Here is a 14,516-nt window from a genome sequence, read left to right as displayed (position 1 = left end):
GCGAATCAGCTGCAAGGTATCGCGCAGGTTGCCTTGCATCGATTGCAGGGCGACGAGCAAGCGGGTGACCTCGTCGTCGCCGCTGACTTCGACGGTCTGGGTCAGATCGCCGCGTGCGACGTTTTCCGCAGCTCGCATGGCCTGTCCCAATGGGCCGACGATACTGCGCGTCAGCAGCCAGGCCAGGGCCACGGTGCTCACGCCGGCCAGAATCACAAAACCGAACACCATGGTGAGCGAGCGGCTGTACTGCGCCTCCGCCGCCTGGCCCAGCTGGTTGATCTGGCCGTTGTAGTAGTCGCTGAGCGCATTGAGCTGGGCCCCGGAGCCATCGACCACGGTTTTCATGTCCACCAGCAGCAGCTTGTTGAGTTCAGCGCCCTGCTGCTTGTCGGCCAGCACGAACGACTGCGCCAGCCCTTGCTGGTACTGGCGCAGCGAGACCTGAAACTGGTCGTAGAGCGCACGCACCTCAGGCGTGTCGACCAACGCGTCGAGCTCGGCCAGCTTCTTCGTCAGGTCCTGGCTGCGGGTGTCCATCTGACCGCGGTAGGTTGAAAGGTTGGCCGGGTTGGTGTCCAACGCCATGCGCAACGAAATCGTGCGGATGCGCAGCATGATTTCGCGAATATCGGCCACCAGCCGCATCTTCGGCACCAGCCCACTCTCCACCTGCACCGCCCGGGCGCGAATACTCGCCATATTCGACAGCGCGAAAAACCCCAGCAGGGCCACGAGCAAAGCAATCAAGGCAAAACCAAGACCGGCACGGCGGGCGATGGACAGGCTGCGAAGGGACATTTTGAGGGCTCTTATTGGGAGGGATACGACATCGTATGACAGGGTTTCGGCCTGACAGGCCTGGACTTGAGAGAATAAATCGGAAATAAAAAATCCTGAATATCCAATGTGGAATTCGAGCCGGGAGCATCGCATCGATCACACTGATGATGACTATCGAAACGACCGCCTGCCGATTTGCCGGCGGTCATCCCTATAATCCCCTCCCACATCCCTCCCCCCGCCTGACGACAGGCGACATTCATCCTTGGAACCCAACACCATGCCAAGTGCCAGCAAGGCCTCCAGCGGCCTTCCCGAACATAATCAACAGAGCGTCAAGCAGCAGTGGCTGGCGATTCTGTCGGTTGCCGTGGGCGCATTCGCCCTGGTGACCAGCGAGTTTCTCCCGGTGGGCGTGCTCAACGACGTCGCCAGCGACTTGGGCATCACGGCCGGCCACGCAGGGCTGATGGTGACCCTGCCCGGCATCATGGCAGCCCTTGCCGCGCCGTTTCTGTCGGTGAGCATCGGTGCGATGGACCGTCGCTATCTGCTGATCGGCCTGACGCTGATCATGATCATCGCCAACGGCATCGTGGCGTTTGCCAGTGACTTCAACGTGCTGTTGCTCGGGCGTGTCCTGCTGGGCATCAGCATCGGCGGTTTCTGGGCCACGGCCATCGCCCTCAGCGGCCGCCTGGCGCCCAGGGGCGTCGACGTGGCGAAGGCTACATCGATCATCATGATGGGCGTGACCCTGGCCACCGTGCTCGGCGTGCCGGTGGGCACCTGGCTCAGCGGCCTGATGGGCTGGCGCATGACCTTTCTGGTCACCGCCCTGATGGGCGTGCCGGTGCTGCTGGCTCAGGTGCTCCTGTTGCCGCGGCTCAATCCGGAAAAGGCGATTCGTGTCAGTGACCTGCCGGCGTTGTTTTACAACCCGCAGGCGCGGGTGGGCCTGATTGCGGTATTGCTGATCGGCCTGGCGCACTTTGCCGCTTACACCTATGTCGCGCCGTTCTTCAAATACAGTGCCGGCTTCGATGGGCCGACCATCAGCTCGTTGCTGCTGCTGTTTGGTGTGGCCGGAGTGGCGGGCAATGTTTTCGCCGGTTTCGCCGCCAACCGCAGCGTGCGCAACACCCTGCTGCTGGTCGCACTGATGATCGGCACCAGCACCGCGCTGTTCCCCCACTTCGCCACCGGCATGACCGGCGCCGCGATGCTGATCGCGCTGTGGGGCTTCGCGTTCGGCGCGTTCCCGGCGTGCTCCAGCATCTGGATGTTCGTGGTGGCGCCCAAGGATGTGGAGCGTGGCATGCCGCTGTTTGTCGCGCTGTTCCAGGTGATCATTGCCCTGGGCTCGTTCTTCGGCGGGCGCATCGTCGACCAGATGGGCAGCTCGGTGCTGTTGAGCCTCGCCACGGTATTAGTGGGCTTCGGGTTTGTGACGGTGCTGGTGCTGGGAAGGAATGTCAGTAACCGCCTGGTGGCGCAACCGGCCTGACGGGTAGCGTTTGAAAAGGCCTGCCGAACGATCAGTTTGGCGGGCCTTTTTTGTTTTGGGCGCAGAGGTATTCGATCTGGAAAAACCTGGTAAAGAGAATGCCCGCACTGAAACTTGCGCGCGCAAGCCTGCGAGCTAGCCTCAAACCTGTCGCCGCTGTGGCGACCTACTGTCAGGGAGCTTATATGCCAACGCGATATCGTGATGCGGTTACAGGGGAATACGTGACGGAGGGTGAGGCCAAAAAAAGGCCGAGGGAGACGGTGAGGGAAACGGATAAAAAGCAGCCGCCAAAATCGAAGCCCAAAAAATAGCTTCATTGTTTTAGCATGGGCCATGCAGATCTACCTTTACCCTTTTCGGAATGACTCTCCATGACGCCGGTTGAAATCAATGCATTCATCGAACGATGGCCCACTCTGGGCCTCACGCCTGTTGAGGCCTGGCGGGTAGCACAAGACTGTGAAAACCAGGTGATGGCGTTGCTGGACCGCCTCGGCGACGGCTACCGGCGTCATGGAAACTGCGCTATCCACGAAAGTGCGGTTGTCGAGCAAGGCGCTGTGCTGAAGGGCGCGATCATCATCGGCGAAGGGTCTTTCGTGGCGGCGGGCGCTTATCTGCGCGCAGGGGTGTACCTGGGCAAGAATTGCATCATCGGCCCAAGCTGCGAGCTTAAAAGCAGCTTCATGCTGGATGGGAGCAAGCTGGCACACTTCAACTTTGTCGGTGACTCGTTGCTTGGCGAGGGCGTAAATATCGAGGCCGGTGCGATCATTGCCAATTACCGCAACGAACTGAACGGGGCACACATCAAAATCCGTTACCTGGATAAGGTGATCGAGACGGGCGTGAACAAGTTCGGTGCCCTGGTGGGAGATGGCTGCAAGATTGGCGCAAACGCCGTTATTGCTCCTGGCGCGCTGTTGCTACCCGATACTCATGTGCCTCGTTTGGGATTGGTTGATCAGTTCGCTTACGATTGAACGGCTCGATGTCCGTAGGAGTTAAACGCCGGGAACGAAAAAGCCCCTGAAATGGTTAACCATTTCAGGGGCTTCGTCTTGTTCAATAATGGCGGAGAGATAGGGATTCGAACCCTAGGTACCGGTGAAGGTACAACGGATTTCGAATCCGTCCCATTCGGCCACTCTGGCATCTCTCCAACGGCGCGCATCATAACAGCATGGTTCGTGGATGCAAAGCGCAGAGGCGATTTTTTTCCGTGCTATCAGATGCTTGCGTCGATTACAGCGGTACGCCGAGGCGGTTGGCGACTTCTTCGTAGGCTTCGATGACGTCACCCAGGCCCTGGCGGAAGCGGTCCTTGTCCATCTTCTTGCGGGTGTCCTTGTCCCACAGACGGCAGCCGTCCGGGCTGAATTCGTCGCCCAGGACGATGGAGCCATCGTGGAACACGCCGAACTCCAGCTTGAAGTCCACCAGCAGCAGGCCTGCGTCGTCGAACAGCTTGCTCAGCACGTCGTTGACCTTGAGGGACAGCTCCTTCATGCGCGCCAGTTGCTCAGCGGTGCCCCAGCCGAACGCCACCACGTGGGATTCGTTGATGAACGGGTCGCCCTTGGCGTCGTCCTTGAGGAACAGCTCGAAAGTGTAAGGGTTGAGCTTGAGGCCCTCCTCTACGCCCAGGCGCTTGACCAGGCTGCCGGCGGCGTAGTTACGCACGACGCACTCCACCGGGATCATGTCGAGCTTCTTCACCAGGCATTCGTTGTCGCCCAGCAGTTTGTCGAATTGGGTCGGAATACCGGCTGCTTCGAGTTTCTGCATGATGAAGGCGTTGAACTTGTTGTTCACCATGCCCTTGCGATCAAGTTGCTCGATGCGCTTGCCGTCGAACGCCGAGGTGTCGTTGCGAAACAGCAGGATCAGGCGGTTGGCGTCGTCGGTTTTGTACACCGACTTGGCTTTGCCGCGGTAGAGTTCTTCACGTTTTTCCATGATGGGCTCCGCTTTGAGTGAGGTGGGCTAGGCGATGTGGCGCCAGTCGAGCCCTGAATCTTGATCGGCCAGTTGCAGCCAGTCCGGGTCGCACCCGAGGGTGTCGACGAAACATTGCCGGGCAAGCTGCGGCAGATTGTTCTTGCTGCTCAGGTGGGCCAGGACCAGATGCTGCAGGTCTTGCCAGCCCAACTCATACACCAGGTACGCCGCCTGGTGGTTGTTCAAATGCCCCAGTTCGCCACCCACCCGCTGCTTGAGAAAGTAGGGGTAATGACCGCGCGCCAGCAGGTCCCGACAGTGGTTGGACTCGATCATCAACGCATCGAGGTCGCGGTAACCGTCCAGCACCCTGGCGCAGTAGGAACCCAGGTCGGTCAGCACGCCGAAGCGCCGCTGGCCGTCACTGAAGACATACTGCGTGGGTTCCTGGGCGTCGTGGGCGACCGCGATCACATCAATGCTCAAGGCGCCGATGTGCAGTTGCTCACCGCCGGCCAGGAAACCTGCAGGCTCAATGGGTTTGCGCATCCCGCGCAGGGTGCCACGACTCAGGTACACCGGAAGATTGTAGCGCCGAGACAGCAAACCCACGCCATGCACGTGGTCGGCATGTTCGTGGGTCACCAGAATCGCGCTCAGCTGCGCGGGGTGAACCCCCAGGCGCAGCAGGCGCCGCTCGGTTTCCCTCAGCGAGAAACCGCAATCGACCAGCACGTACGTGTCGTCATGAGCGACCAGCGTGCCGTTTCCCTGGCTACCGCTGCCGAGAACGGCAAAACGCATCGGATCAGCCCAGGTTGTCCTGAATCACGCCCAACACTTTGCGCGCTGTTTCAGCGGGAGCAACGGTGTTGATGTTCTTCTCGACGGTGACCTGCACGCTTTCGCCCACCTTGCTCAAACGAACCTGGTAGCGCTCGGCACGGGTTTCGACTTCTTCCTTGGTCGGCGTGCTGCCGAACAGTTTGCCGAAGAACCCTGGCTCGTCGTCCTTCTTCACGGCCTTTTCAGCCACGTTGATGTAGTACAGGCCAAGGCTGCGGTTGATGTCTTCAACGCGCCATGGGCCTTGTTCCAACGCGCGACCGACACTGGCCCAGGCGCGATCCAGGTCTTCACCCAGATTCAGCACCACGTTGCCGCTGCCGTCTTCGGTGAGGCTGACGCGGCTCGGGGTGTCGTAATCCCGTGCGGCGAGCAGGGAAACGGAACCGCCCTTCTCGGAAATGCGGCTCATGCTGGCCAGCATCTCGTCGACCAGGGCAGCGTCGACGCCGGTATTGACCGAACGATTGGTGAACTCGACATTCGCGGTGCTGCCGGCAGGACGCTCGGCGCTGACCACGTAGACTTCACTGGTATTGCGTTGCACACCCGGCTCGATGCGCACGCGCACGCGGGTCTCGCCGTCGGCGGCTACGCCACTCGACTGCAGGCGCTTGGCCATGCTGGCGGACAGTTCGCTGCCGTGCTGCCATGCGGTGGTGAATTCACCGGTCTGCGGGCGCTGTTCGTCAATGCGGAACCCGTTGTCCTGGAAGAACTGCACCGCTACCGGCCAGACTTCGGCAGGTGGGCGCTGGGCCACGATCCAACGCGAATCGCCGCTCTTCTGCAGGCTGTAGTCGCTGGCGTCCGCCACGGCTGCGATCGGCTGCGGGCGTGGCACAACGTACTCACCCTTGGTGGTGTCGTCGGCAACGTTGCGCGGAATCGGCAGCAACGGGTCAAGGCGCTTCGCGACATTGACGTCCGGCGGCAGTTGCATCGGTTTGGTTGCTTGTGCTTCCAGGTAATCGCTGCCGCGGTCACGGAAGTAGCCATCCGGGCCCCAGATCCAACCGCAGCCACTGGTGCTGGAGATAATCAAGGCAAGTGCGGAAAGTCCGGCCAATCGCTTCATGCGTAGTGCTTCCTCAATTAAACCAGGACGCCGGACTGGCGCAGGGCCTGTCGCAGCGGTTCGTGAAAGGCTTGACTGAGCTGGGTGAGCGGCAGACGGATACCGTCCGGCATCATGCCCATCTCGACCAGCGCCCATTTCACGGGGATAGGGTTGGATTCGACAAACAGTGTCTTGTTGAGCGGCATCAGTTTTTCGTGGATCGCTCGCGCGGTCACGGCATCGCCGGCGATGGCAGCGGCGCAAAGGTCACTCATGGCACGCGGGGCGACGTTGGCGGTCACCGAGATGTTGCCCTTGCCGCCCAGCAGCATCAATTCGACCGCCGTGGCGTCGTCACCGGAATACAGCAGGAAGTCGCTGCTCACGCCGGCCAGGATGTCCTTGGCGCGTTGCAGATCGCCAGTGGCTTCCTTGATACCGATGATGTTCGGCACGGTGGACAGACGGATAACTGTCTCGGCTTTCATGTCACAGGCAGTGCGACCGGGAACGTTGTAAAGGATCTGCGGGATATCGACGGCTTCGGCGATGGCCTTGAAATGCTGGTACAGGCCTTCCTGGGTCGGCTTGTTGTAGTACGGGGTAACCAGCAGGCAGGCATCGGCGCCGGATTTTTTGGCGTTTTTGGTCAGTTCGATCGCTTCCCGCGTGGAATTGGCGCCGGTACCGGCGATCACCGCGATACGCCCCGCCACACGCTTGACCACGAATTCGATGACCTTGATGTGCTCTTCCACATCAAGGGTGGCCGACTCACCGGTAGTGCCGACCGCCACGATGGCATTGGTGCCTTCTTGCAGGTGGAAGTCCACCAGTTTGCCAAGGCTGTCCCAGTCGAGATGACCTTGTGCATCCATGGGTGTGACCAGTGCCACCATACTGCCCGCAATCATGCAACCGCTCCTGCCGGAAAAAGAGAGCCGTAATGGTACTGGCGCCAAGATGCTTGTACAAGCGAAGTACCGCCTGAGGATGCGTTCTGGTGCAACTAAACGACGGGCAATGCCATCATTGGGCAAAAGCGCTGCCGCAAGCAGGCCATTCACACAATGAAAACGCCATCTCCTATCCCTTCGCGATGCTTTTCGCTACCCTTGATCCTTTGATCGATACAGCCCTCACAGTATCGACCGCTCATCGTTTTAGGAAGGCTGCATGTCCACCCCCACAGTTCGCGAACAATTCCTTGTTATCAGTGCCCTCGGCGCCAACCCCATGGAGCTGACCAACGTCCTGTGCCGCGCCAGCCATGAAAACCGCTGCGCCGTCGTAACCTCGCGCCTGACCCGTCACGGCGAATGCAGCGCGCTGGTGCTGCAGATCTCCGGCACCTGGGACGCCCTGGCGCGCCTGGAAACCGGCCTGCCGGGCCTTGCCAAGAAGCATGATTTCACTGTCAATGTGGTGCGCAGCGCCGCGCTGGAGAACCGCCCACAGGCCTTGCCTTATGTGGCGTATGTCAGCTCGGCGTACCGTTCGGACATCGTCAACGAGCTGTGCCAGTTTTTTATCGACCATAACGTCGAGCTGGAAAACCTTACCTGCGATACCTACCAGGCGCCGCAAACCGGCGGCACCATGCTTAATGCCACGTTCACTGTGACTCTGCCGGCCGGTGTGCAGATCAGTTGGCTGCGCGACCAGTTTCTGGATTTCGCCGACGCGCTCAACCTGGACGCGCTGATCGAGCCGTGGCGCCCACAGAACCCAATGTAAGGAGGTTATTCATGGCGGTAGTCATCGATACACCGGTCACTGATTTCGAAGCGCCGGCCACCAGCGGGCAGACCTTCAGCCTCGCTGCGCTCAAGGGCAAGCAAGTGGTGATCTACTTCTACCCCAAGGACAGCACGCCGGGCTGTACCACCCAGGGCCAGGGTTTTCGTGATCTGCATGAAGCGTTCAAGGCAGCCAACACCGAGGTGTTCGGCGTATCGCGCGACAGCCTCAAGTCCCACGAGAACTTCAAGGCCAAGCAGGCGTTCCCGTTCGAGCTGATCAGCGACAAGGACGAAGCGGTTTGCCAGCTGTTTGATGTGATCAAGCTCAAGAAGCTGTACGGCAAGGAATACCTGGGCGTGGATCGCAGCACTTTCCTGATCGACAAGGACGGTGTTCTGCGTCAGGAATGGCGTGGCGTAAAAGTACCGGGGCATGTGGAGGCGGTGTTGGTGGCAGCGCAGGCGCTGAACAAGGCTTGATGCGATTCAGGCCTTGCGCAACCAATAGCGGTAAACACCCGCCTCATCTTCTTCGCGCTCCAGGGTGTGGCCGGCCAACTTGGCGAAGGTGCGGAAATCGCGCTGGGAGCCCGCATCCGTAGCGGTCACCTTGAGCACTGCGCCGCTGGCCATTCGATTGAGTTCCAGCTTGGCCTTGAGCAAGGGCAACGGGCAATTGAGGCCGCTGGCATCGAGTTCGGCATCAAAGGGTGCAGCGTCGGTCATGGTCTTACTCCGGGCAAGCGTTGGGTTGCTTAGAATATCTGGTCCGAAGCTCAGTGTCCGGCTACAGTAAGCTCTTTGCCCAAAAGGCTTTGTGCATGACTTTTTTGCGCCCTACCCTGTTGACGCTGGCCTGCCTGCTGGCCTCCCCAGGCTTCGCCGACGACCTACCGTCACTTGGCGACGCCAGTTCTGCCATTGTCTCGCCACAACAGGAATACCAACTGGGCCGTGCATGGCTGGCCTACCTGCGCGGCCAGGTGTCGCAACTGAACGATCCGCAACTCAAGGATTACGTCGAGACCAGCGTGTACAAGCTGGTGGAGACGAGTCAGGTGAACGACCGACGGCTGGAATTCATTCTGATCAACAGCCCGCAACTCAACGCCTTTGCCGCACCGGGCGGGATTGTCGGCGTGAACGGCGGGCTGTTTCTCAACGCTCAGACCGAAGGCGAGTATGCCTCGGTGATGGCTCATGAATTGGCCCACCTGTCTCAACGCCATTTCGCCCGAGGTGTCGAAGCGCAGCAGCGCATGCAACTTCCCATGATGGCGGCCCTGCTCGGCGGCATTATTGCGGCCGCAGCTGGTGCAGGCGACGCGGGTATCGCCGCCATCGCCGGCACCCAGGCCGCAGCAATCCAGGAGCAGCGACGTTTCTCCCGCCAGAATGAGCAGGAAGCGGACCGTATCGGTATCGTCAACCTGGAGAAGGCCGGCTACGACCCACGCTCGATGCCCACCATGTTCGAGCGACTGATGCGTCAATACCGTTTCGACGCCAAACCGCCGGAGTTTCTGTTAACGCACCCGGTGACCGAATCGCGGATTGCCGACACCCGCAACCGCGCCGAACAGTCCAAATCGGGCGGCAAGGAAGACAGCCTGCGTTATCAGTTGATCCGCGCGCGAGTACAGTTGAAGTATGAGGACACGCCAGGTCTCGCTGCCAAGCGATTCCAGGCTCAGTTGGACGAGAACCCGAAAAACGATGTGGCCCGTTATGGTCTGGCAATCGCTCAGATAAAGGGCACTCAGCTCAAGGAAGCCCGGGAAAACCTGGCGCCATTGCTGGCCAAGGCTCCCAATGACATCACTTACAACCTGGCGCAGATCGAGCTGGACATCATCAACAACCGCATGCCGGACGCCCAGCAGCGCACCGATCGCATGCTGAGCCAGTACCCCAGCAATTACCCGCTGAACCAGGTTCGGGTGGATCTGCTGCTTAAACAGAACCGCACCGCCGATGCGGAGAAAGCCCTGGATGGCTTGCTCAAGTCTCGTCCGGACGATCCGGATGTGTGGTATCAGGTCGCCGAAACGCGCGGACTGTCGGGAAATATCATCGGTCTGCATCAGGCGCGCGCCGAGTATTTCGCCTTGGTGGGCGACTTCCAGCAAGCGATCCAGCAACTGGATTTCGCCAAACGTCGGGCCGGCAGCAACTTCCCACTGTCGTCGCGCATCGACGCTCGCCAGCGTGAACTGATCGAACAGGAACGCCTGGTGAAAGGGATGATGAGCTAAACCCATCGCCCACAAAAAAGCCCCGCCATCGTTAACCGACGGCGGGGCTTTTTTGTGGGCTAGCGGATTACTCGGCCAGCTTGAAGGTGATGAAGCTGGCTCGACCCTGACGCAGGACGCGCATCGACACCGTACGGTTCTTCGGCAGTGCCTTGGCAATGTCGGTGAACTCCTTGGTGTTGTTGATCGCCTGATTGTTCAGGTGGGTGATCACGTCGCCCGGCTGCAAGCCGATCAGGGAGGCAGGGCCATCCTGAACTTCCTTGATCACCACACCGCTCTTGAGGTCGAAGCTTTTCTTCTGCTCCTCGGTCAATTCGGCCACGGCAATACCCAGGCGATTGCTGCTGCGCTCGGCGCCCGGCTTGGCGTTGCCCAGTGCATCAAGGGCTGCGCCCTCTTCCGGGATGGCGCCTACGGTCAGTTCCACGTTCTGACGCTTGCCTTCACGAATCACTTCCAGCTTGGCCTTGCTGCCGGCCTTGAGTGCGCCCACCAGGTGCGGCAGGTCTGCCGACATGATGATCGGCTGACCGTTCATGCTCAGGATCACGTCGCCAACCTGCAGGCCGCCCTTGGCAGCCGGGCCGTCATCCTGAATCTGCGCAACCAGGGCGCCGGCCGGCTTGTCGAGACCGAAGGACTCAGCCAGGTCCTTGTTCACTTCCTGGATGACCACGCCCAACCAGCCGCGACTGACCTTGCCGCCGCTTTTCAGTTGATTGGAAACGTCCATGGCCACATCGATCGGGATCGCAAAGGACACGCCCATGAAACCACCGGAACGGGTATAGATCTGCGAGTTGATCCCAACCACTTCGCCAGCCAGGTTGAACAGCGGGCCACCGGAGTTGCCTGGATTGATAGGTACGTCAGTCTGGATGAACGGTACATAGTTTTCGTTCGGCAGGCTGCGGCCAATGGCGCTCACAATGCCTTGGGTAACCGTGTGGTCAAAGCCGAACGGCGAGCCAATCGCAACCACCCACTGGCCGGCCTTGAGGTCCTGGGACTTGCCCAGCTTCAACACGGGCAGGTCCTTGCCTTCGATCTTCAGCAACGCAACGTCGGAGCGTGGGTCAGTGCCCACCAGCTTGGCTTTGAGTTCGCTGCGGTCGGCAAGACGCACGAGGATCTCATCGGCATCGGCAATCACATGATTATTGGTGAGAATGTAGCCATCCGGCGAAATGATGAAACCCGAACCCAGGGACTGCGCCTCACGCTGACCACCGCCGCCGCCACGCGGAGCGCGCGGCTGGGGCATACCGCGCTCGAAAAACTCGCGCAACATAGGCGGCAGGCCTTCCAGATCGGGCATCTGCTGGTTCGAAACTTTGCGATCCGGCAGCTTTTGCGTGGTGCTGATGTTGACCACGGCAGGCGAGGCCTGCTCCACCAATTGGGTGAAATCAGGCAGCTCGGCCGCTTGCGCAGGCAGGGCCTGGCCCAGCACCAATACCGTGGCGACTATGGATAGGTAAGACTTCAAACGTGGTATCGACATACAGCTCCCGTTACGACGAGCAGGGTTGAGCGACAGGGTTCAAGAGACGCCGGAAACCGAGACCGGCGCCTTTGTTCCGCGAACAAAACGAGGTCAGCGCTGACAAGCCCTGACCTATAAAAAACATGGAGATTTTTTGCAAGTGAAAATGCTGATCCATACATTTCATAGTCTCGCCAGCCAACCTGGCATGGACTTTAGACTGAAAGGTCAGGATGAACATAGGATTAACGAATCACGGCTGGGCAGTAGCCGTTTTCTCACTGCGTACGGACAGAGCGATGCGCTCGGCAGTACCGATAGGGATTTCGCCGACAACGGTCACCATCCTTTCACCGTCCACCGTATTCAAGCGGCGAGAAACCGCAACCGTAGGGCCAATTTGCGTGCGGGTTTCCGTTGCGCTGACTTCGCTGATGGGCTCGAGAAACACCGAAAACCGTGCAAGCCCGTCTTCATACATCAAGCTTTCGACCGTTGCTTTGGTCTGCGTATCTTTGCGCGCACTGCCCTTGATCAACTGAAAACCCGGTGGCACCCATTCAAGATGCCATGCCTCGGAGGACTCGACCTCTGACGTCTGCTCCTGAACAACCGAGACAGGCTTGCACTCACCCGTGGGTTGCAAATCGCGATCACTTGGGGTGGAAGATGTATCCAGTCGGGTGAATTGAAAACGCTCAAGCAATTGCCCTTGATCATTCAAAAGCAGGGATTTAAGCGGCAAAGCGGTTTCGCGATCCAGATGCAGTTCAAACCCAAAGCGGTACTGGTCACGCGGCGTGATCGAGACGATCACTGCATTACGACCGGCAACACGGGATTTACCGATAACTGCCAGTTCGTAGAATTGAGTAAGTTTCTTTGGGTCAAGCGCACGTGAAGAGGATTCACGCGAATTGCCAAGGCCCGCGACAAGGACGCCGCTGACGCATTGAGTACGACCATCTACACGCACGACTTCCTGGGCAGAACCGTCAAGCTGCAATAACCGCTCGCGGACGTGACCCTTTTGGACGCGGTGCCAAATGTCGTGTGTAGAAAAACTGCCATTACGCTCGTATACGAACGTACCCTGAAAACTTTGTTGTTGCTCTGCACGCCCAAGTCGAGTCAGCCAGTTTTGAGCTTCATCGGCATGGGCGGGGAGTGCAGACCAACCACTGAGCAAAAGCGTAAGGAGCGATATGGCGCGCATAGGGCTCCTTAGAGGTTCAGCGGTTTTCCAGGCTTGCAGCACGAGCGTATGGCAGAGCGCTTTCAGTGCCTTTCAAGGCAGATTCCTGTGCGTGTTGACGCAGGTAGCCTGGAAGACGCTGGTCCTGCCAGCCGGATTGGCCTTGAAGCACACCGTTAGCCATAGGGCCTGTGGCATCAGAGCTCTCCTTGTAGCCGGCCAACACTGCCGGGCCCTTGACCTGCGGACCGGCCATGACCGGTTGCTGGGTCTGTTGGGCCAGTTCGGCACCAGCGATTTCGTCCTGGTTATACAGGCGAACACCGGCCAGAACGGCAACAGTTACCGAGGCAGCCACTGCCAGGCGACCCAGGCTACGCCATGGACCACGTGCAGCCTTTGCCGGAACGGCTTCGTCAGCCAGCGCAGCAGAAACGGCCGCAGCAATATCCAGACGAGGGATTAGAAGATCCTTGTGCATCACCGCCCGAGCGACTTGGTAACGAGACCAGGTATCACGGGTTTGGGCATCATCAAATGCGTTGAGCACTCGACGAAGTTCCAATTCATCCGCTTCGTTATCCATCACTGCGGACAGCGATTCCTGCAGGGCATCACGACTCATGGCGGTTCCTCTCTTGGCTGTCGCCGCTGTCTTTAGTTTTCCTGCAACAACGGTTGCAAGGCTTTATCGATGGCTTCCCGGGCCCGGAAAATCCGTGACCTCACAGTCCCCACCGGACACTGCATGACGCTCGCAATGTCTTCGTAACTCAGACCATCGAATTCACGTAAAGTTAACGCCGTACGTAAATCTTCTGGCAGTTGCTGAATTGTGCGATGGACGGTGCCTTCAATCTCGTCGCGCAGCAATGCACGCTCCGGCGACTCGAGATCCTTGAGGCCGTGATCACCATCATAAAATTCAGCATCTTCTGAACTGACATCACTATCCGGCGGGCGGCGTCCGCGAGACACCAGATAGTTCTTCGCCGTGTTGATGGCGATACGGTACAGCCACGTATAAAACGCACTATCACCGCGAAAATTGCCCAGTGCACGATATGCCTTGATAAAGGCTTCCTGTGCAACGTCCTGCGCTTCATGGGTGTCGTGCACAAACCGCACGATCAACCCGAGAATTTTGTGCTGGTATTTCAGCACTAGCAGATCAAATGCTCGCTTGTCACCGCGTTGAACGCGCTCGACCAGCTGCTGATCCTCTTCCTGGGTTAGCATGAACACTCCTCGTGGTGCTTGAAGGAGGCTTGCATAACTAAACGATCAGGCTTGCAAACATAGACTCGGTCTTTTCGCAAAAGTTCTCCCCCTTTCAAGCAAGTTTCCGGCATGCACTGATTTGGCACACACGAAAAACGCAGCACGGTCAAAGCCGACTGCGCGAATAATCTTGTCGCCGGTTTGATGACGCGTCCAATGCTCCCGACGGGCCAATAAACTCAACTTTTTCCAGGTTTTGGGCAACCGGCTATTGAGTGGGGGCTCATGCAAAAAGTTCCCACCTTAAATAACCGGCCAAGTGAAACCGGAACCGCGCTCCGTAATCTCACATTGCCACAAACACCCGGCTATTGTGCCGCGCGCCCCCTCTATATACTAGTGGCCCGTGTGCCCCTTTGATTCGCCGATCCAGGCGTTCCTGCTTGCGCCAGCCCTGTGGATCGCTTTTTGCGG

14 protein-coding genes, 1 tRNA gene and 1 pseudogene are annotated in these 14,516 nt (G+C 59.1%); 5 read left to right on the top strand and 11 right to left on the bottom strand.

Annotated elements, in window-relative coordinates:
- Positions 1-30: 30 nt before the first annotated feature.
- Positions 31-801 (bottom strand): annotated as a pseudogene (locus VRB54_RS24460) (MCP four helix bundle domain-containing protein); the annotation flags it as partial.
- Positions 802-1,063: 262 nt separating this feature from the next.
- Between VRB54_RS24460 and VRB54_RS06690 the strand changes: the two are divergent.
- The gene (locus VRB54_RS06690; protein ID WP_338480046.1) at positions 1,064-2,290 is read left to right on the top strand and encodes an MFS transporter; all 1,227 of its coding nucleotides are present in this window, start codon (positions 1,064-1,066) and stop codon (positions 2,288-2,290) included.
- A 374-nt stretch (positions 2,291-2,664) separates the two neighbouring features.
- Positions 2,665-3,276 carry a transferase gene (locus VRB54_RS06685; RefSeq protein ID WP_338480045.1) on the top strand — a complete coding sequence of 204 codons (612 nt, stop codon included), beginning with the start codon at positions 2,665-2,667 and terminating at the stop codon, positions 3,274-3,276.
- Between the two features lie 89 nt (positions 3,277-3,365).
- Here the strand turns inward: VRB54_RS06685 and VRB54_RS06680 are convergent.
- The 5 genes from VRB54_RS06680 to dapA form a co-directional block, all read right to left on the bottom strand.
- Positions 3,366-3,455: transfer RNA gene (locus VRB54_RS06680), tRNA-Ser, on the bottom strand.
- Positions 3,456-3,538: 83 nt separating this feature from the next.
- Positions 3,539-4,252 carry a phosphoribosylaminoimidazolesuccinocarboxamide synthase gene (purC, locus tag VRB54_RS06675; RefSeq protein WP_003211975.1) on the bottom strand — a complete coding sequence of 238 codons (714 nt, stop codon included), beginning with the start codon at positions 4,250-4,252 and terminating at the stop codon, positions 3,539-3,541.
- A gap of 27 nt (positions 4,253-4,279) precedes the next feature.
- Positions 4,280-5,038, bottom strand: a complete 759-nt coding sequence (locus tag VRB54_RS06670) for an MBL fold metallo-hydrolase (protein ID WP_057007916.1) — start codon at positions 5,036-5,038, stop codon at positions 4,280-4,282.
- Positions 5,039-5,042: 4 nt separating this feature from the next.
- A complete protein-coding gene (gene bamC, locus VRB54_RS06665; protein WP_338480043.1) occupies positions 5,043-6,158 on the bottom strand; it encodes an outer membrane protein assembly factor BamC in 1,116 nt (371 codons plus the stop codon).
- A 17-nt stretch (positions 6,159-6,175) separates the two neighbouring features.
- Positions 6,176-7,054, bottom strand: a complete 879-nt coding sequence (gene dapA / locus VRB54_RS06660) for a 4-hydroxy-tetrahydrodipicolinate synthase (protein WP_209989953.1) — start codon at positions 7,052-7,054, stop codon at positions 6,176-6,178.
- A gap of 262 nt (positions 7,055-7,316) precedes the next feature.
- Here dapA and VRB54_RS06655 point away from each other — a divergent pair, with 262 nt between their 5' ends.
- Positions 7,317-7,877 carry a glycine cleavage system protein R gene (locus VRB54_RS06655; RefSeq protein WP_003172487.1) on the top strand — a complete coding sequence of 187 codons (561 nt, stop codon included), beginning with the start codon at positions 7,317-7,319 and terminating at the stop codon, positions 7,875-7,877.
- 11 nt (positions 7,878-7,888) lie between these two features.
- A complete protein-coding gene (locus VRB54_RS06650) occupies positions 7,889-8,362 on the top strand; it encodes a peroxiredoxin (protein ID WP_338480041.1) in 474 nt (157 codons plus the stop codon).
- Positions 8,363-8,368: 6 nt separating this feature from the next.
- On the opposite strand, the gene VRB54_RS06645 is transcribed toward VRB54_RS06650, so the two are convergent.
- The gene (locus VRB54_RS06645) at positions 8,369-8,608 is read right to left on the bottom strand and encodes a sulfurtransferase TusA family protein (protein ID WP_231422087.1); all 240 of its coding nucleotides are present in this window, start codon (positions 8,606-8,608) and stop codon (positions 8,369-8,371) included.
- 95 nt (positions 8,609-8,703) lie between these two features.
- Here VRB54_RS06645 and VRB54_RS06640 point away from each other — a divergent pair, with 95 nt between their 5' ends.
- Positions 8,704-10,137 carry a M48 family metalloprotease gene (locus VRB54_RS06640; RefSeq protein ID WP_338480039.1) on the top strand — a complete coding sequence of 478 codons (1,434 nt, stop codon included), beginning with the start codon at positions 8,704-8,706 and terminating at the stop codon, positions 10,135-10,137.
- 67 nt (positions 10,138-10,204) lie between these two features.
- Here VRB54_RS06640 and VRB54_RS06635 read toward each other — a convergent pair whose 3' ends face one another.
- From VRB54_RS06635 to rpoE, 4 genes are all read right to left on the bottom strand, one after another.
- Positions 10,205-11,644 (bottom strand): DegQ family serine endoprotease, encoded by a 1,440-nt coding sequence (locus VRB54_RS06635; protein ID WP_338480038.1) that lies wholly within the window; start codon positions 11,642-11,644, stop codon positions 10,205-10,207.
- 235 nt (positions 11,645-11,879) lie between these two features.
- The gene (locus VRB54_RS06630; protein ID WP_338480037.1) at positions 11,880-12,842 is read right to left on the bottom strand and encodes a MucB/RseB C-terminal domain-containing protein; all 963 of its coding nucleotides are present in this window, start codon (positions 12,840-12,842) and stop codon (positions 11,880-11,882) included.
- A 16-nt stretch (positions 12,843-12,858) separates the two neighbouring features.
- Positions 12,859-13,446: a sigma-E factor negative regulatory protein gene (locus VRB54_RS06625; protein ID WP_338480036.1), complete on the bottom strand. Its 588-nt coding sequence runs from the start codon at positions 13,444-13,446 to the stop codon at positions 12,859-12,861.
- A gap of 32 nt (positions 13,447-13,478) precedes the next feature.
- Positions 13,479-14,060: an RNA polymerase sigma factor RpoE gene (gene rpoE / locus VRB54_RS06620; RefSeq protein ID WP_003172477.1), complete on the bottom strand. Its 582-nt coding sequence runs from the start codon at positions 14,058-14,060 to the stop codon at positions 13,479-13,481.
- Positions 14,061-14,516 lie beyond the last annotated feature (456 nt).

The organism is Pseudomonas trivialis, assembly GCF_036864995.1.
Classification (GTDB): Bacteria; Pseudomonadota; Gammaproteobacteria; order Pseudomonadales; family Pseudomonadaceae; genus Aquipseudomonas; species Aquipseudomonas trivialis.
This window is presented reverse-complemented; position numbering and strand designations above follow the sequence as displayed.